The following is a 16199-nucleotide window of genomic DNA, read 5'->3' on the forward strand; positions in this document are numbered from 1 at the left end:
GAGGGTGTGGAACGCGTGGTTGGAGGCGTAGAGGGCCGTGAGTTCCGAGAGAAGGGGTTCGGGGAGGGGGCGGCCGGGGGGTGGCGGGAGCAGCGGGTCGAGGATCACGTCGGGAACGTATCGCGGGGCGGGTCGAGGACGGGGAAGCCCCCGGGCCGATGGACCGGCGCCGGGGGCTTCTGCCACAGGTGAGGGCATCCGTCAGACGTTCACGCCGAAGTCCTGGGCGATGCCGACCAGGCCGGAGGCGTAGCCCTGGCCGACCGCGCGGAACTTCCACTCCGCGCCGTTGCGGTACAGCTCGCCGAAGACCATGGCCGTCTCGGTGGCCGCGTCCTCCGACAGGTCGTAGCGGGCGATCTCGGCGCCGCCGGCCTGGTTGACGATGCGGATGTAGGCGTTGCGGACCTGGCCGAAGTTCTGCGAGCGGTTCTCGGCGTCGTAGATCGAGACCGGGAAGACGATCTTGTCGATGTCGGCCGGGAGGGCGGCGAGGTTGACGTTGATCGCCTCGTCGTCGCCGGCGCCCTCACCCGTGCGGTTGTCACCGGTGTGGACGATCGTGTTGTCCGGGGTCTGCTTGTTGTTGAAGAAGACGAAGTGGGCGTCCGAGTAGACCTTGCCCTGCGTGTTGACCGCGATCGCGGAGGCGTCGAGGTCGAAGTCCGTGCCGGTGGTGGTGCGGACGTCCCAGCCGAGGCCCACGGTGACAGCGGTCAGGCCCGGAGCCTCCTTGGTGAGCGAGACGTTGCCACCCTTGGACAGGCTTACAGCCATTGTTTGGGAGTCCCTTCCCTCGTTTACGTACGGCAAAGAAGCTACAGCTACCCCCATGAACGTGGAGAGGGGTACGCGAGGTTCCAGCTCCTTTACTTTCTTTACGCGCGATTATTCGGATGACGTGGACGGGACAGGAGCGGGAACATGGACGGCATGTCTGGTCCCCACGTCATCCGCGGCTCCGTCTCCCTGCCCGAGGCCGAGCTCATGTGGCGTTTCTCGCGGTCCTCGGGGCCCGGCGGACAGCACGTCAACACCAGTGACTCGAAGGTCGAGCTCAGTTTCGACCTGGCGAGGACCGAGGCGCTGCCCGAGGTGTGGAAGCAACGGGCGCTGGAGCGGCTGGCCGGGCGCCTGGTGGACGGAGTCGTCACCGTACGTTCCTCCGAGCACCGGTCCCAGTGGCGCAACCGCGAGACCGCCGCCGTACGCCTCGCCGCGCTCCTGGCAGAGGCCACCGCGCCGCCGCCCAAGCCCCGCAGGCCGACCCGGATCCCCCGGGGTATCAACGAGCGGCGGCTGCGCGAGAAGAAGCAGCGCTCGGAGACCAAGCGGGGCCGCTCCCCGCGGAACTGGAACTAGGCCAGGTCCAGGACCCCGACCGTCTGGTCTTCGCTGGTCTCTCCGTTCGCGCGGAAGCCGAGCCCCAGGTAGAAGCCCTCGGGGCCGTCGGGACCGGGATGCCAGGTGACGTAGAGCTGCTTGGTGCCGCGCCGGCGCAGCTCGGCGGCGACGGACTCGACGGCGAAACGGCCGTACCCCCTGCCCTGCTCACAGGCGGCGATGTTCAGCCGCCACAGGCCCGAGCGCAGCACGCTGCCGTCCTCGTACCAGTCGATGCCGAAGAAGGCCATGAGGAACCCGACCGGGCGGTCGCCGTCGACGATCAGGCGGGGCCAGGCGACGCCGGGATGCACATAGGCCTCGGCCAGGGACTTCACGACCGGGGAGACCGCGTGTTCCTGGTCGGGGCGGACGCGGATGCCGAGCGCGGTGTCGAGGTTCCCGGCGGTGATCTCTTCGAGGCGAGGGCCCGTTGTCATGCGCGCACCCTAGGCATGCCGTTCACGCCCGGGCCACCGGGTTTCCGCCTCACCCCAAGTGCCGGTATCGCCCCCGGAAGTACGTCAGCGGTCCACCGTCCGCGCTCGGGACGCGGGCCGTCAGGACGCGGCCGATGACCAGGGTGTGGTCGCCGGCCCGTACCCGCTGTTCCGTGCGGCACTCCAGGACGGCCAGGGCGCCGCCGACCAGGGGCGCGTCGGTGTACTCGCCGCGCGTGTAAGGGATGTCCGCGAAGAGCAGGCGGTCGCTGACACGGCCCTTCATGGCGAAGCGGCCCGCGATGTGCCGCTGGCTCTCGGAGAGGACCGAGACCGCCCACAGGGGCTGCTCGTCGAGCAGTTCGTCCATGCGGGAGCCTTCGCGCAGGCTCACCAGCACCAGGGGTGGGTCCAGGGACACGGACATGAAGGCCGTGGCCGTCATGCCCACGTCCTCGCTGCCCGGCGCCGAGGGGTCGTCCGGGTCGAGCGGCGGCTCCTGTGCGGTCACCAGGACCACGCCCGAGGCCAGCCGGGACATGGCGGCGCGGAACTCGTCGTTGCTCACCCCCTCAGCATGCCCGGAGACGGGCGGCGGAATGATCGGGGACGTGGCGGTGGGAGTGTTCGGCACATCCGAAACGCTAATCTCCGTCCCGGGCGCCCGCATCGGGCTCCCGCCCGATCACGGTCTTAGGACTCGTGACGGACTTCCGACGGCTCCCGACGGACTTCCAGCAGGCGCCGGAGGGCGCCGGGGAAATACATGGGCGCAACCTGACAAAGTTTGTGTTCGGCGGACGCACGTGAAGAACGCAGAAACTCCACTCAATTGTTCAGGTTTGCCTGTGACTTGAGTCACAAGGGGCACGAATTGTTGACCCTGTGTACCGAGTGAGCAGCGCGCTGTGATTCAGTGGCTGGGAAGCTGCCAGGACGATACGCCGAAGAGAACCCTTGATTCGCTGCGAGGTCTCGGGGGGAGGGCGAGCATGGAGACCGAGTCGGAGCCCTACGTCCGCCTTGCGTCCCTGCGGCAACTGCACCAGGTCATGGCCGACATGAACACGGCCCGCAGCCTGGCGGACACCCTGCAGACCGTCGCGGAGGGCGTGGTCGCCGCCCTCGGGTACGAGATGGCGTGCGTGAACCTCGTACGGCCCGACGGCGATCTCGTCGTCGCCGCCTTCGCCGGGAATCCCGCCGCAGAGGCCCTCATCACCGGCCGAGTCGGCTCCCGTGAGTCCTGGGAGCGCCGCCTCGGCATGGGCGAGCACTGGGGCGACCTGGTGTTCATACCGCACACCGAGGGCTGGGTCCTCGACGACGACGACGTCCCGCAGTGGTACACCGACGGCCCCGCGCCCCGCTTCGAGGACGAGTGGCACCCGGCCGACCGGCTCTTCGCGCCGATGTACGCGCCCGGCCCGCAGGGCAACGCGGCCTGCGGCGAGCTGATCGGTGTGCTGTCCGTGGACCGGCCGCGCAACGGCCGCCGCCCCGGTGCCTGGGGCCGCGAGGCGCTCCAGATGTACGCCTTCCAGGCCGCCATCGCGATCAGCAACGCCCGGCTGCGCGCCAACATGCAGCGGGCGCTCGTCCGGCTGGAGCGCGAGCAGCAGGCGCTGCGGGCGAGTGAGGAAAGCTTCAGGCAGGCCTTCGAGTACGCCCCGTCCGGCATGGCCATCGCCGAGATGGGCGGCGACCAGCACGGCCGGATCCTGCGCACGAACGACGCCCTGTGCCGACTGCTGGGCCGCCCCGCCTCCGCGATGCGCCGCTACTCGTTCTCCGACCTGGTCCACCCCGAGGACATAGGCACGCTCCTGCGCACCTCCGCCGAGGGCGGCCGCGCCGAGCTCCGCCTCGGCCGCCGTGACGGCACCTACGTCTGGGTCTCGCTGCGCAACAGCGTGGTCGCGGACGCCGCCGACGGCCCGCGCTTCCTCCTCACCCACGTCGAGGACATCGAGGAGCGCAAGCGCCGCGAGCTCCAGCTCGCCCACCGCGCCTCCCACGACTCGCTCACGGGCCTGCCGAACTCCGCCGAGCTGCGCTCCCGCCTGTCCGCCCGGCTGTGCCAGCGCGCGGCGCCCCCGCTCCCCGGCGTCGTCGAGTCCCACGACGCGGCCTACGGCCACCCCGCCTTCGACGCGATCGGCCACGCCTTCGACTTCGGGCCGAGCACCGAGCCGTTCGACGCCTACGACCACCATGTGCACACCGTCGCCCCGGACGGCGACCACGACGACGGCACCAAGGGCCTCGCCGTCCTCTTCTGCGACCTCGACGGCTTCAAGTCGATCAACGACCGGTTCGGGCACAACGCGGGTGACGCGGTTCTCATCGAGGTCGCCCGCCGGCTGAGCAACGGCGTCCGCGACGGCGACACCGTCGCCCGGCTCGGTGGTGACGAATTCGTCATCCTCGCCGACGGACTCGGCCGCGCCGACGCGCAGGACCTCGCGGTCCGCCTGCGCAACGAGATCATCCAGCCCATCCGTGCCGAGGGGCGGGCCGTCCGGGTCGGCGCCAGCTTCGGCATCGGATGGGCACACTGTGGAATGACGGCGGACGAAGTGTTGAAATCCGCTGACGAGCGGATGTACGTCGAGAAACGATCTCGTCCCAAACAACACAGACGCGCGGGCTGAGCCCCAGGTCAGCGAGTGGATGCGGTCTGAGTCACCCGTTTGGGTCACTGGGAGCGGGTAGGCTCGCTCTCTCACGACCCGTACCGCATGCACCGCACCTGACTGAGGAGACCAAGGGATGACGCCCGGCAACAACGGCGCGAGCACGCCCGAGGACGACGACCCGTTCGGTTATCTCTACGCCGACGGGCAGGCCAACGGGGCCCAGCCGCCGTCCGGGGGCTACGGCTACCCGAACTCGGTCAACCGGGTGCGGGCGGTCGGCACACGCCAGTACGGCCAGCAGGCGCAGACGGCGGCCTACGGCCAGGCCCCGCAGCAGCAGAACGCCTACGGCCAGCCGAACGCGCACTACGCGGCGCCGGAGACGCTGCCCGGCGGTGCCCCCACCACCCAGCAGCAGATGCCGGGCGGTGGCGGTGGCCGGGGCGGCCGGGGCCCGAACACCAAGGGACTGCTGATCGGCGCGATCGCGGTGGTCGCCGCGGTCGTCATCGGCATCGGCGTGGCCATGCTGGGCGGCGAGAAGGACCAGGGCAACACCGACGACCAGGCGGGCGCGACCCCGACCCAGTCCCAGCAGTCGAAGCCGAGCCCTTCACCCAGCAAGGGCCAAGCGGCCCAGCAAAAGCTTCCCGAGACCGACGCGAAGGCACTGCGGCTCAGCCCCGGCATGACGACGGCGTCGGACATCAAGGGTGCGAAGGCCGACGGCGGGGTCTACGTGACCGGCTTCAACCAGGTAGGCGCCAAGGTCACCTGGACGGTGAACGGCATCGAGAAGGCCGGCAGCTACCGGCTCTACGTGCGCTACGGCGTGCCGGGCGTGGACGCCGACGGGACCCTGGTGGTCAACGGCAAGGCGAACCCCCAGCCCCTGAGCATGGAAAATTTCGGGAACACACCCAAGGGCGACTGGGAGCAGGGCTGGAAGGAGACCTGGGCCACGGTGAACCTGACCAAGGGCACCAACACCATCGAGCTTGCCTGTAACGAGGGCAACAAGTGCGATGCGGTGCTCGACCAGTTCTACGTCGCGAAGGGCTGACCGACCCGGCGCTCACGACGGCGGCCGTTCCCCCCGCATGGTGCGGGGGGAACGGCCGCCGTCGTACGAGTGTGACGGGGTCAGATCACGCGACCCGGCCCCACTCCAGGCAACGCGTCGCCGCGTACCGCTTCTTGCCGCCCCAGTTCACCTCGTGCCAGCGGTTCTCGGTGGGCGAGCTGCTGGTGCACTTGTAGTTACCGCCGTCCACCGCGCTGCACCCGGCGACCCAGCACTTCACGATCTTCCCCTTCTTGAGGGTGCCGACCTTCCGTGCGGTGGTGCTGGGCTTTTCACGGATGCTGACGTCCCGGACGTCGCTCCAGCCGCCGCCCCAGTCCTGGACGGCCGCCGGACCGGCGTTGGTCTCCGGCGCCGCCGCCGAAGCCCCGGAGTTCATGGTGGCCATGAGGCCGACAGAGGCGATGCCGACCATGGCCAGCCTCGTGATCTTGTTCAATTGTTCCCCCAGCAAAAATGGTCGATCTTTGGTCATCCGCGATCTTAGGGGAGGCAGAGACGGATTGCCCACGGATTTCGATCAGGTGTGCCCTACGCCGCCGAGGCCTCGCTCGTCACCCTGATCTGCCCAAGAAGTCCCTCGTACACCCTCCGGTCGAACTTCCCGGCAACCGGTGCCGTCACCGTCGCCGCCGCGAGGGCCGTCGCCCGGGCGAGGCGGGTCGGCCACGGGAGGTGTTCGACCAGGCCCGACAGCAGGCCCGCGACCACCGAGTCGCCCGCGCCTGTCGGGTTGCCTCGCACAGAGGTCGGTGGGGTGGCTCGCCAGCGGCCCTCTCGGGTGGCGGCGAGGAGGCCCTCGGGGCCCAGGGACGCGACCACCGCGCCCGCGCCCCGGCGGCGGGCGTCCAGGGTGGCCCGCAGCGGCTCGTGGGAGCCGGTCAGTTCCGCCAGTTCGTCGGCGTTCGGCTTGATGATGTCCGGGCGGGCCGCGACGCCCCGGCGCAGGGCTTCGCCGCTCGTGTCCAGGAGGACCGGGACTCCGGCGGCTCGGGCGGTACGGACCAGACCGGCGTACGCCCCGACCGGCACGCCCGGTGGGAGGCTGCCGCACAGGGCCACTGCCGAGGCGGACGGGAGCAGGTACTCGTAGGCCTCCTGGAAGGCCGACCATTCGGTGGGTGTGACCATCGGGCCCGGTTCGTTGAGCTGCGTCGTGTCGCCGGTCTGCTCGTCGACCACGGAGATCGTGCGGCGGGTCGCGCCCGAGACCGGGACCAGCGCGTCCACCACGCCCGGCACCGCCGCGAGCCGCTGCTGCACGACCCGTCCCGTCGTACCGCCCGTGAGACCGGTCACCGTCACCTCGTGCCCGAGGGCCGCCAGGACCCGGGCCACGTTGACGCCCTTGCCGCCGGGGCGTTCCGTCACCTCGGAGACGCGGTGGGAGGCGTGCGGTCTGAGGGACCGTACGCGGTAGGTGATGTCGAGAGCGGTGTTCACCGTGACCGTGAGGATCACCTGGGCCGATCTCCCCCGAAAATGCGCTTGCTGCCGTGAACGTTCCGGAGCTCGATCATGCCAAAGAGACGGCGGTCGGCCCAGTCATGGAGTCGGCCACCGTCTCTCGACTGCGGGACGGATCAGTGCAGTTGGGGACCGACCACCCATTCGCCCCCGCGCATCACGCCCTTGAGGTCGTAGTCCGCGTCCAGGAGCACCAGGTCCGCGTCCTTGCCGGGCTCCAGGGAGCCGATCCGGTCGTCCATGCCGAGGAGGCGGGCCGGGGTGGCGGAGAGTGCCGTCACCGCGTCCTCGACGGACAGCCCGTCGACGGTGACCGCCCGCTTGAAGGCGCGGTCCAGGGTGAGGGTCGAGCCGGCGATCGTGCCGTCCGCCACCAGGCGGGCCACGCCGTCGGCGACCTCCACCTCCAGCGGGCCGAGCCAGTACCGGCCGTCGCCGAAACCGGCCGCATCCATCGCGTCCGTGATGAACGCCACCCGGTCCGCGCCCGCGCGGTGGAACGCCAGCCGGAGGGCGGCGGGGTGCAGATGCGTGCCGTCGTTGATCAGCTCGACCGTGATCCGGTCGTCCTCCAGGAGGGCGGCGATCGGGCCGGGGGAGCGGTGGCCGAGCGGCGGCATCGCGTTGAAGAGGTGGGTGGCGACCGTCGCGCCCGCGTCGATCGCCTCGACCGTCTGCTCGTACGTCGCGTCCGTGTGGCCGATGGCCGCGATCACGCCGTGTTCGGCCAGCAGGCGTACGGAGTCGATGCCGCCCGGCAGCTCGGTGGCCAGCGTGACCATCTTCGCCCTGCCCCGGGCCGCGTCGATCAGCTTGCGGACCTCCGCCGGGTCCGGGTCGCGCAGCAGCTCCTCGGAGTGCGCGCCCTTGCGGCACGGGGAGATGAACGGTCCCTCGAAGTGGATGCCGGCGATCTCGCCCTGCTCGGCCAGCTCGCTCAGCAGGCCCGCCCGCTGGGCGAGGAAGTCCATGTCGCCGGTGACGGCCGAGGCGACCAGGGTGGTCGTGCCGTGCAGGCGGTGGGTGTGGATGCCCTTGAGGATGTCCTCGACCGACCCGGAGGTGAAGGAGGCTCCGCCGCCGCCGTGGTTGTGGATGTCGACGAAGCCGGGGATGAGGTAGTGGCCCGTTACGTCGATGACCTGGGCGTTTTCGGGGGCTGTGGGGCTGATGCGGGTGTCGTCGATGGTCAGCCGGCCGTTTTCGACGGCACCGGTGGGGAGGACCACGGTCGCGCCGGTGAGGATGGTGGGCCGTCCGGCCGTTGCGGGATGCGGGTGCGTCGTGGCTGGTCGCGCAGTTCCCCGCGCCCCTGGGGCATCGGTCATCAGGGCGTTACCTCCATACGGTCGGTCGATGCCAGAAGATCCCAGGCCAGCAGGCCCGCTCCCAGACAACCGGCACCGTCCCCCAGTGCTGCGGGGACGATCAACGGCTGCTTTTGGAAGGTGACACGGTTGCGGATCGCTTCCCGCAGGGGTGTGAACAGGGTCTCCCCTGCCTCCGCCAGCCCGCCGCCGATGATCAGAGTGCGGGGGTCCAGCAAGGTCAGAGCCGTGACCAGGCCGTCGGCCAGGGCATCCACGGCCTCCTGCCAGACCGCCCGGGCTCCGGGGTCACCGGAGTCCACCGCCTTCGCGCAGTCCGCCGCGTCCGCGTCCGGGTCGCCGGAGGCCGTCGCCCAGGCCTCGCTCACGGCCGCTGCCGATGCGAAGCGCTCCAGGCAGCCGCGCTGCCCGCAGGGGCACTCGGACCCGCCGGGGCGTACGACGATGTGGCCGATCTCGCCCGCGAAGCCGTGCGCGCCCGCCTCGACCCGGCCGTCGACACCGATGGCGCCCGCGATGCCGGTGCCCAGCGCCACGAACAGGAAGCGGTCGGCGCCCCGGCCCGCGCCGACCCGGCCCTCGGCGAGGCCGCCGGTGCGCACGTCGTGGCCGAGGGCGACCGGGACGCCCAGCCGCTCCGCCAGCAGATCGCGCAGGGGGACGTCGCGCCAGCCGAGGTTCGCGGCGTAGACGGCGATGCCCCGCGCCTCGTCGACGATGCCGGGCACGGCCACGCCGGCGGCGGCCGCGGGCGTGCCGAAGTGCTCGGCGCCGTACGCGCGCAGCTCGGCGGCGAAGTCGAGGATGCCCGCGACCACGGCGTCCGGTCCGTGCTCGCGTCCGGTGGGCCGGCGGGCCCGGTGCAGCAGCTCGCCCTCCGGTCCGGCCAGGGCGGCCTTCATTCCGGTGCCGCCCACGTCGAGGGCGATGACATGTCTCACGGGAACAGTGTGACCCGGGGACCCGCAAGAGGTCTAGTCCACTCGCGTGGTGTAGACCTTGTTCCGATTATCGAAAGCTTTCGTTGGCGGTCACGCCAGGGTTGGGGAAGAACAGCGGTGCAGCGGCGGCGGATGGCAGGAACGATCGCGGTGGTGTCCGCACTGGGCATGACGGCGGTCCTCGGCGGCTGTGGCGTGACGGGCGGCTCCGCCGACGTGACCCTGAAGCTGGTCGCCGCCGACTACGGCGACAGTGCGGCCAACAGCTCCAAGAAGTACTGGGACAAGCTCGTCGAGGAGTACGAGGCCGACCACCCCGGTGTGAAGATCGACGTCAGCGTCTACTCCTGGAACGACGTCGACCGCAAGGTCAGGGAGATGGTCGCCGCCGGTGACCCGCCGGACATGGCGCAGATCGGCGCGTACGCCGACTACGCGGCGCAGAACCAGCTCTACAAGGCCGACGACCTGCTCTCCATACCCGTGCAGGCCGACTTCGTCGGGCAGCTGGCCTCCGCGGGACAGGTCAAGGGCGTGCAGTACGGCATGCCGTTCGCCTCCTCCACGCGCGTGCTCTTCTACAACAAGACCCTCTTCGCCAAGGCCGGCATCACCCCGCCCGAGACCTGGGACGACCTGGCCGACGACGCCCAGGCGCTCAAGGACGAGGGCGTGAAGTACCCCTACGCCCTGCCCCTCGGCCCGGAGGAGGCCCAGGCCGAGACCATGCAGTGGATGCTCAGCGGCGGGGGCGGTTACACCGACACCGTCGACAGCTACGGCATCGACTCCCCGCAGAACATCGACACCTTCACCTGGCTGAAGAACGAACTGGTCGCCAAGGACCTGACCGGGCCGGTCGCGCCCGGCGAGCTGAACCGGGCCGCCGCGTTCTCCGCCTTCGCCAAGGGCGAGGTCGGCATGCTCAACGGCCACCCCTCCCTGATGAAGATCGCCGCAAAGCGCGGCGTCGAGTACGGCATGGTGCCGACGCCGGGCAAGGAGGGGACGAGCAAGTCCACGCTCGGTGTCGCCGACTGGATGACGGCCTTCCGGAAGAACGGCCACCGCGACCAGGTCGGCGACTTCCTCGACTTCGTCTACAGCGAGAAGAACGTGCTGGCCTTCTCCCGCGAGTACGACCTGCTGCCGGTCACCAGCTCGGCGTCCCGGACCATGGCCGCCTCCGGCCGGGACCGGCACCTCAAGCCGTTCCTGGAGGAACTGGTGTCCTCCGAGCTCTACCCGGTCGGCAAGACCTCCTGGGCCGAGGTCAGCGCCCAGGTCAAGAAGCAGATCGGCAAGGCCGTCGCCCCCTCCGGCAGTCCCTCGGGCGTCCTGGGCCACCTCCAGGCGGTGGCGACCCGGGCGGAGAGCGCGGAGTAGTCCCGCTGTCGGTGGCGGGCGTTACGGTGCCTGGCATGGACGAGGACACGGGTGATGAGCGGCTCGGGCGCAGGGAGCGGGACATCCTCACGCTCGAACGCCGCGGTTTTTCCGGGCCCGGTGCGAAGGAACGCGCCATACGGGAGGAGCTGGGCCTCGCCCCCGTGCGCTACTACCAGCTCCTCAACGCCCTGCTGGACGATCCCCGGGCCCTGTCCCACGACCCGGTGACGGTGAACCGGCTGCGGCGGATACGGGAGAAGCGCCGGGCGGAGCGTTAGGACCTCAGCCGAGCCGGTCCGCCAGTGCGCTCAGCAGGCGTACGACGCCCTCCGGGCCGTCCACCACCACGTCCGCCCGCTCCCTCAGCTCGGTCACCTCGTCGCTGCCGCTGCACACCAGCAGGCCAGGGGTGCCGTCCGAGCGGAGCTTGTCGACGGCCGCGTAGGCGGGCAGGTCGCCCAGGTCGTCGCCGGCGAAGAGGACGGACCCGGCGCCGATCTCCCGGGCGAAACCGGTGAGGGCGGCGCCCTTGTCGATGCCGGGCGGGCGGAGTTCGAGGACCAGGCGGCCGGGCTCCACGATCAGGCCGTGGCGGCCGGCCAGTCCGGCGAGCGGTTCGCGCAGGGAGTCCAGCGCGGCCTGCGGGTCGGCGGCCCGGCGGGTGTGCACGGCCACCGACCGGCCCTTGTCCTCGATCCGGGTCCCCTGCGACGCGCCGAACCGTTCGAGGAGCTCGGGCAGCTCGGTGCGGACCGCGGCGACGCCGGGATACGGCTCGGGGGCGCTGATCTCGCCGGTGCGGGCGTCCCAGCGCTCGGCGCCGTAGTGGCCGAGGACCACGAGGTGCTCCAGGCCGGGGACGTCCGCGAAGCCGCCGTTGCGCACCGCGACCTCGGCCGGCCGCCCGGTGATCACCGCCACGGCGGCCACCTCCGGCGCGAGCGCGGCCAGCGCGGGGACGGCTTCCGGGTGGGCCCGGGCCCGCTCGGGGTCGGCCACGATCGGCGCGAGCGTCCCGTCGAAGTCGAGGCCGATCAGGGCCTTGCCCGGGTGGGCCAGGAGAGCGTCCAGACCTTCCTGTCCGGCTTTCGTGGTGGGCGCAGGCAGCGGAGAGCCAGTGGGACCGGTCATCGGCGATCAGCCCCTCAAGGCGTCGAGCTGGTCCAGGAACCACTGCGTCGGCGGCAGCGCGGTCGCCGCCGCTGCCAGCCGCTTGCTGCGCTCGGCGCGTTCCTCCGGGCGCATCGAGAGCGCCTCGTGCAGGGCCGCCGCCGTCCCCGTCACGTCGTACGGGTTCACCACGATCGCGTCCTCGCCCAGTTCCTCGAACGCCCCGGCCTCCCGCGACAGCACCAGCGCGCAGCCCGCGTCGGAGACGACCGGGACCTCCTTGGCGACGAGGTTCATGCCGTCCCGGATGGGGTTGACGAGCGCCACGTCGGCCAGCCGGTACGCGGCCAGGGAGCGGGCGAAGTCGTCCTTGAGGTTGAGTACGACCGGGGTCCACCCCGGCGTCCCGTACTCGGCGTTGATCTCCTCCGAGAGCCGCCGCACCTCGGCCGTGTAGTCCCGGTAGACCGCGAGGTCCTGCCGCGAGGGGTACGCGAAGGCCACGTGCACCACGCGCTCGCGCCACTCGGCGTGGGTCTCGAGGAGCCGGCGGTAGGCCAGCAGGCCGCGCACGATGTTCTTCGACAGCTCCGTGCGGTCGACCCGGACGATGGTGCGGCGGCCCTCGCCGATCTCCTCCCGGAGCGCGGCCATCCGCTCCTCGACGTCCGCCTCGTGCGAACGCTTCCGCAGGAAGTCCGCGTCGGCCCCCAGCCCGTGCACGCCGAGCCGCGTGCCCCCGAGCCCGCCGGCGAACCGCTCGGCGCACGCGGTGAACGCGTCCGCCCAGCGCTGCGTGAGGAAGCCCAGCCGGTCCGCGCCCAGCATGCCTCGCAGCACCTGCCCGGCCACGTCGTCCGGCAGCATGTGGAAGTACTCGGGCGGCGCCCACGGCGTGTGCGAGAAGTGACCGATCCTCAGGTCCGGCCGCAGCTCGCGGAGCATGCCCGGCACCAGCGTCAGGTGGTAGTCCTGCACCACCACCGCCGCGCCCTGCGCCGCCTCCTCGGCCAGCGCCTCGGCGAACGCCCGGTTGTACGTCTCGTACGACGTCCACTGGCGCCGGAACTCCGCGTCGAAGACCGGCTCCAGCGGCGTCTGGTAGAGCATGTGGTGCACGAACCACAGCACCGAGTTCGCGATGCCGTTGTACGCGTCCGCGTGCACGTCGGCCGGGATGTCCAGCATCCGCACGCCGTCCTCGCCGACGCCCCGCCGGACCGCCTCCCGGTCGCCGTCCGACAGCGCCGAGCACACCCACAGCGCGTCCGCGTCCGAGCCGATCGCGGACAGCCCCGAGACCAGCCCGCCGCCGCCCCGCTTGGCGTCCAGCGAACCGTCCTCGCCCACCGTGTAAGAGACCGGGCCACGGTTGGAGGCCACCAGCACCTGTGCAGCACCGTACGTTGAAGCCATACGCCTCAACCTAGCCCGGCCCGGAAACGCTCAAACGTACGGACCTGACCCACCCGGCCGAAAACGGCCCCGGTCACGCCGCCTTCCGCGCCTGGTACTCGGCGGTCTCCGCCATCGGCGGACGCTCCTCGGTGTCCACGGAGTAGGTGCGCGGCTCGAAGCCGTCCCCGCCCCGCTCGAACTGCGTCAGGGACGGCCGGATCAGATGCCCGCGGGCCAGCCGCAGCTGCGCCGTGCGGTAGATCGCGGCGGCCATCCGGCCCAGCGCCTGCCCGTCCTGGTGCCGGTGCTTGCGCACGCCGATGTCCACCTGGGCGAGGGCGTCCAGGCCCACCAGGTGCAGCGCGTCGACCAGCATGCCCAGCTCGACGCCGTACCCGACGGGGAACGGCAGCTGCTCCAGCAGCGAGCGGCGGGCCGCGTACTCGCCGCCGAGCGGCTGCACGAAGCCGGCCAGCTGCGGCCAGTGCATGTTGAGCAGCGGGCGGGCCATCAGCTCCGTGACCCGGCCGCCCTGCCCGGCCGCGCCGCCGAGCGGACGGTCGTACATGCCCTTGACCAGGTCGATGTCCGGGTCGGTGAGCAGCGGGCCCACGATCCCGGAGACGAAGTCGGACGAGAAGTCCCTCAGGTCCGCGTCGATGAAGCAGACGATGTCCCCGCTGGTGACGAGGAGGGATCGCCACAGCACCTCGCCCTTGCCGGGCACGGCGGGGACGCGCGGGAGGATCTCGTCGCGGTGCACCACCGTCGCGCCCGCGGCGGCGGCCACCTCCGACGTGCGGTCGGTCGACCCCGAGTCGACGACGACGAGCTCGTCGACGAGCGGCACCTGCCGCATCAGGTCGTGGCGGATGACGGCGGCGATGTCGCCGACCGTCTCCTCCTCGTTCAGCGCGGGCAGCACGACACTGACCGTCCGGCCCGTGCGCTGCTTGGCGGCAAGGATCTGGTGGAGCGGGCGATCGGTCGCGGACCAGGAACGGGTGCTCAGCCAGCGCTCGACTTCTTCCAGCACCGTGGCGGCTCCTCTGCGTACTCTCGGCGGGACGGACTGTGAGCCATCTCGCGGTTCGGACGACTCTCTCAACTGTCCTGGTCGTCGGTTACAGTCTTGAACAACGCGGATGACCATCACATGTCCGGGGTCAGCCGTTGTTTACAACCGAATACAGCTCATCCAGAGGGGCAGAGGGATACGGCCCGATGAAGCCCCGGCAACCCTCCAGCCGATACTCGTAGGTCACTGTCGACCGCTCCGCGAGGTCCCGGCTCGGGAAGGTGCCAAATCCGTCTCACGGCGAGATGCGTCGTGAGGAAGATGAGGAGAAAGGGCCTCGCCTCACATGGCTGTGCAGACTGTTGCAAGCACCACTGACTCCACCGTAGACCTCGGCCCCGCCGCCGCCCTGAGCTGCCGCGAGTGCGGTCACCGCGTATCCCTCGGCCCGGTCTTCGCGTGCGAGGAGTGTTTCGGCCCGCTGGAGATCGCCTACGACTTCTCGGCCTACGACACCGAGGAGCTCCGCAAGCGGATCGAGGCGGGACCCGCGAACATCTGGCGCTACGCCCCCCTGCTGCCGGTACCGGCCGACGTGGCGGACAAGCCCAACATCAACCCGGGCTGGACCAAGCTCGTCAAGGCCGACAACCTCGCGCGTGAGCTGGGCGTCGAGGCGGGCAAGCTCTTCGTCAAGGACGACTCCGGCAACCCGACGCACTCCTTCAAGGACCGTGTCGTCGCCCAGGCCCTGGAGGCCGCCCGCGCCTTCGGCTTCACCACACTGTCCTGCTCCTCCACCGGCAACCTCGCCGGCGCCGTGGGTGCCGCGGCGGCCCGCGCCGGCTTCCGCTCCTGCGTGTTCATCCCGCACGACCTGGAGCAGGGCAAGGTCGTCATGGCCGCGGTCTACGGCGGCGAGCTCGTCGGCATCCAGGGCAACTACGACGACGTGAACCGCTTCTGCTCCGAGCTGATCGGCGACCCGGCGGGCGAGGGCTGGGGCTTCGTCAACGTCAACCTGCGGCCGTACTACGCCGAGGGCTCCAAGACCCTCGCGTACGAGATCTGCGAGCAGCTCGGCTGGCAGCTGCCGGACCAGATCGTCGTGCCGATCGCCTCCGGCTCGCAGCTCACGAAGATCGACAAGGGCCTTCAGGAGCTGATCAAACTCGGGCTGGTCGAGGACAAGCCGTACAAGATCTTCGGTGCCCAGGCCGAGGGCTGCTCGCCGGTGTCGACGGCGTACAAGGCCGGGCACGACGTCGTCCGCCCGCAGAAGCCGGACACGATCGCCAAGTCGCTGGCGATCGGCAACCCGGCGGACGGGCCCTACGTGCTCGACATCGCGCGCCGTACGGGCGGCGCGGTGGAGGACGTGAACGACGAGCAGGTCGTCGACGCGATCAAGATCCTCGCCCGGACCGAGGGCATCTTCGCGGAGACCGCCGGTGGTGTGACCGTGGGCGTGGCGAAGAAGCTGGTCGAGAACGGGGTGCTCGACCCGTCGAAGACCACCGTCGTCCTGAACACCGGGGACGGCCTCAAGACCCTCGACGCGGTGGCCGGTACCGGCCTCACCGCCACCATCCGCCCGAACCTGGACTCCTTCCGAGAGGCTGGCCTCGCATGAGCGTGACCGTTCGCATCCCCACCATCCTGCGTACCTACACCGGCGGCCAGGCCGAGGTCGCCGCCGAGGGCGCGACCCTCGGCGAGGTCATCGCCGATCTGGAGAAGAACCACACCGGGATCGCCGCCCGGGTGCTGGACGACCAGGGCAAGCTGCGCCGTTTCGTCAACGTGTACGTCAACGACGACGACGTGCGGTTCGAGCAGGGTCTGGAGACGGCGACGCCGGACGGTGCCGGGGTGTCGATCATCCCCGCCGTCGCCGGTGGCTGAACCGGTCGACCGGCTTGTTATTACCTTCGGTAACCGCGGTTACTGAGAGCTCATCGAATTGCCCCCTCCGTGAGAGAAGCGGAGGGGGCAATTCTGT

General features: G+C 70.7%; 17 protein-coding genes and 1 riboswitch. Of the genes, 7 read left to right on the forward strand and 10 right to left on the reverse strand.

Annotated features, from left to right (window positions below; genetic code table 11):
• Nucleotides 1-201: 201 nt before the first annotated feature.
• Nucleotides 202-777, reverse strand: coding sequence for a TerD family protein (locus tag AOQ53_RS13965; RefSeq protein WP_030829245.1), 576 nt, complete (start codon nucleotides 775-777; stop codon nucleotides 202-204).
• A 147-nt stretch (nucleotides 778-924) separates the two neighbouring features.
• Between AOQ53_RS13965 and arfB the strand changes: the two genes are divergently transcribed.
• Complete coding sequence (gene arfB, locus AOQ53_RS13970) at nucleotides 925-1362, forward strand: alternative ribosome rescue aminoacyl-tRNA hydrolase ArfB (protein WP_059417368.1); 438 nt, start codon at nucleotides 925-927, stop codon at nucleotides 1360-1362.
• Here the strand turns inward: arfB and AOQ53_RS13975 are convergent.
• Together AOQ53_RS13975 and AOQ53_RS13980 are read right to left on the reverse strand one after the other, a co-directional pair.
• The gene (locus AOQ53_RS13975; RefSeq protein WP_059417369.1) at nucleotides 1359-1823 is read right to left on the reverse strand and encodes a GNAT family protein; all 465 of its coding nucleotides are present in this window, start codon (nucleotides 1821-1823) and stop codon (nucleotides 1359-1361) included. The two genes, arfB and AOQ53_RS13975, sit on opposite strands and share 4 nt — an antisense overlap.
• A gap of 49 nt (nucleotides 1824-1872) precedes the next feature.
• Nucleotides 1873-2457, reverse strand: a complete 585-nt coding sequence (locus tag AOQ53_RS13980; protein WP_078945302.1) for a flavin reductase family protein — start codon at nucleotides 2455-2457, stop codon at nucleotides 1873-1875.
• A 358-nt stretch (nucleotides 2458-2815) separates the two neighbouring features.
• On the opposite strand from AOQ53_RS13980, the gene cdgB reads away from it, so the two are divergent.
• Together cdgB and AOQ53_RS13990 are read left to right on the forward strand one after the other, a co-directional pair.
• The gene (gene cdgB / locus AOQ53_RS13985) at nucleotides 2816-4477 is read left to right on the forward strand and encodes a diguanylate cyclase CdgB (RefSeq protein WP_059417370.1); all 1662 of its coding nucleotides are present in this window, start codon (nucleotides 2816-2818) and stop codon (nucleotides 4475-4477) included.
• Between the two features lie 118 nt (nucleotides 4478-4595).
• Nucleotides 4596-5525 (forward strand): carbohydrate-binding protein, encoded by a 930-nt coding sequence (locus AOQ53_RS13990; protein WP_059417371.1) that lies wholly within the window; start codon nucleotides 4596-4598, stop codon nucleotides 5523-5525.
• Nucleotides 5526-5610: 85 nt separating this feature from the next.
• On the opposite strand, the gene AOQ53_RS13995 is transcribed toward AOQ53_RS13990, so the two are convergent.
• The 4 genes from AOQ53_RS13995 to AOQ53_RS14010 form a co-directional block, all read right to left on the reverse strand.
• Entirely contained in the window at nucleotides 5611-5985 is a 375-nt protein-coding gene (locus tag AOQ53_RS13995; protein ID WP_059417372.1) for a hypothetical protein, read from the reverse strand.
• Nucleotides 5986-6077: 92 nt separating this feature from the next.
• Nucleotides 6078-7007: a 1-phosphofructokinase family hexose kinase gene (locus tag AOQ53_RS14000; RefSeq protein ID WP_059417373.1), complete on the reverse strand. Its 930-nt coding sequence runs from the start codon at nucleotides 7005-7007 to the stop codon at nucleotides 6078-6080.
• A gap of 122 nt (nucleotides 7008-7129) precedes the next feature.
• Entirely contained in the window at nucleotides 7130-8341 is a 1212-nt protein-coding gene (gene nagA, locus AOQ53_RS14005) for an N-acetylglucosamine-6-phosphate deacetylase (protein ID WP_236711683.1), read from the reverse strand.
• Nucleotides 8341-9282 (reverse strand): ROK family protein, encoded by a 942-nt coding sequence (locus AOQ53_RS14010; RefSeq protein ID WP_059417374.1) that lies wholly within the window; start codon nucleotides 9280-9282, stop codon nucleotides 8341-8343. Before AOQ53_RS14010 ends, nagA begins: the two co-directional genes overlap by 1 nt.
• Before the next feature lie 132 nt (nucleotides 9283-9414).
• On the opposite strand from AOQ53_RS14010, the gene AOQ53_RS14015 reads away from it, so the two are divergent.
• Together AOQ53_RS14015 and AOQ53_RS14020 are read left to right on the forward strand one after the other, a co-directional pair.
• On the forward strand, nucleotides 9415-10668 hold the full coding sequence (locus tag AOQ53_RS14015) for an ABC transporter substrate-binding protein (protein WP_099054595.1): 1254 nt from the start codon (nucleotides 9415-9417) through the stop codon (nucleotides 10666-10668).
• A gap of 35 nt (nucleotides 10669-10703) precedes the next feature.
• Nucleotides 10704-10949 carry a DUF3263 domain-containing protein gene (locus AOQ53_RS14020; protein WP_059417376.1) on the forward strand — a complete coding sequence of 82 codons (246 nt, stop codon included), beginning with the start codon at nucleotides 10704-10706 and terminating at the stop codon, nucleotides 10947-10949.
• Between the two features lie 4 nt (nucleotides 10950-10953).
• Here AOQ53_RS14020 and otsB read toward each other — a convergent pair whose 3' ends face one another.
• From otsB to AOQ53_RS14035, 3 genes are all read right to left on the reverse strand, one after another.
• Entirely contained in the window at nucleotides 10954-11802 is an 849-nt protein-coding gene (gene otsB / locus AOQ53_RS14025) for a trehalose-phosphatase (RefSeq protein ID WP_059417377.1), read from the reverse strand.
• 6 nt (nucleotides 11803-11808) lie between these two features.
• Complete coding sequence (locus tag AOQ53_RS14030) at nucleotides 11809-13197, reverse strand: alpha,alpha-trehalose-phosphate synthase (UDP-forming) (protein ID WP_078945303.1); 1389 nt, start codon at nucleotides 13195-13197, stop codon at nucleotides 11809-11811.
• A 73-nt stretch (nucleotides 13198-13270) separates the two neighbouring features.
• Nucleotides 13271-14215: a glucosyl-3-phosphoglycerate synthase gene (locus tag AOQ53_RS14035; RefSeq protein WP_059417379.1), complete on the reverse strand. Its 945-nt coding sequence runs from the start codon at nucleotides 14213-14215 to the stop codon at nucleotides 13271-13273.
• Between the two features lie 155 nt (nucleotides 14216-14370).
• A riboswitch (SAM riboswitch) is annotated at nucleotides 14371-14525 on the forward strand.
• An 18-nt stretch (nucleotides 14526-14543) separates the two neighbouring features.
• Between AOQ53_RS14035 and thrC the strand changes: the two genes are divergently transcribed.
• Both thrC and AOQ53_RS14045 read left to right on the forward strand, forming a co-directional pair.
• Nucleotides 14544-15830, forward strand: a complete 1287-nt coding sequence (thrC, locus tag AOQ53_RS14040) for a threonine synthase (RefSeq protein WP_059417380.1) — start codon at nucleotides 14544-14546, stop codon at nucleotides 15828-15830.
• Nucleotides 15827-16102 carry a ubiquitin-like small modifier protein 1 gene (locus AOQ53_RS14045; protein ID WP_010035955.1) on the forward strand — a complete coding sequence of 92 codons (276 nt, stop codon included), beginning with the start codon at nucleotides 15827-15829 and terminating at the stop codon, nucleotides 16100-16102. Before thrC ends, AOQ53_RS14045 begins: the two co-directional genes overlap by 4 nt.
• The last annotated feature ends 97 nt before the right edge of the window (nucleotides 16103-16199 follow it).

This window comes from Streptomyces azureus (assembly GCF_001270025.1).
GTDB classification, from domain to species: Bacteria; Actinomycetota; Actinomycetes; order Streptomycetales; family Streptomycetaceae; genus Streptomyces; species Streptomyces azureus.

Excerpts from the sequence above, each read along its gene's own strand:
- AOQ53_RS14020 (WP_059417376.1), top strand. The coding sequence starts at position 10,704 with ATGGACGAGGACACGGGTGATGAGCGGCTCGGGCGCAGGGAGCGGGAC.
- AOQ53_RS14030 (WP_078945303.1), bottom strand. The coding sequence starts at position 13,197 with ATGGCTTCAACGTACGGTGCTGCACAGGTGCTGGTGGCCTCCAACCGT.
- AOQ53_RS13965 (WP_030829245.1), bottom strand. The coding sequence starts at position 777 with ATGGCTGTAAGCCTGTCCAAGGGTGGCAACGTCTCGCTCACCAAGGAG.
- thrC (WP_059417380.1), top strand. The coding sequence starts at position 14,544 with ATGGCTGTGCAGACTGTTGCAAGCACCACTGACTCCACCGTAGACCTC.
- arfB (WP_059417368.1), top strand. The coding sequence starts at position 925 with ATGGACGGCATGTCTGGTCCCCACGTCATCCGCGGCTCCGTCTCCCTG.
- otsB (WP_059417377.1), bottom strand. The coding sequence starts at position 11,802 with ATGACCGGTCCCACTGGCTCTCCGCTGCCTGCGCCCACCACGAAAGCC.
- cdgB (WP_059417370.1), top strand. The coding sequence starts at position 2,816 with ATGGAGACCGAGTCGGAGCCCTACGTCCGCCTTGCGTCCCTGCGGCAA.
- nagA (WP_236711683.1), bottom strand. The coding sequence starts at position 8,341 with ATGACCGATGCCCCAGGGGCGCGGGGAACTGCGCGACCAGCCACGACG.
- AOQ53_RS14045 (WP_010035955.1), top strand. The coding sequence starts at position 15,827 with ATGAGCGTGACCGTTCGCATCCCCACCATCCTGCGTACCTACACCGGC.
- AOQ53_RS13990 (WP_059417371.1), top strand. The coding sequence starts at position 4,596 with ATGACGCCCGGCAACAACGGCGCGAGCACGCCCGAGGACGACGACCCG.
- AOQ53_RS13975 (WP_059417369.1), bottom strand. The coding sequence starts at position 1,823 with ATGACAACGGGCCCTCGCCTCGAAGAGATCACCGCCGGGAACCTCGAC.
- AOQ53_RS14015 (WP_099054595.1), top strand. The coding sequence starts at position 9,415 with ATGGCAGGAACGATCGCGGTGGTGTCCGCACTGGGCATGACGGCGGTC.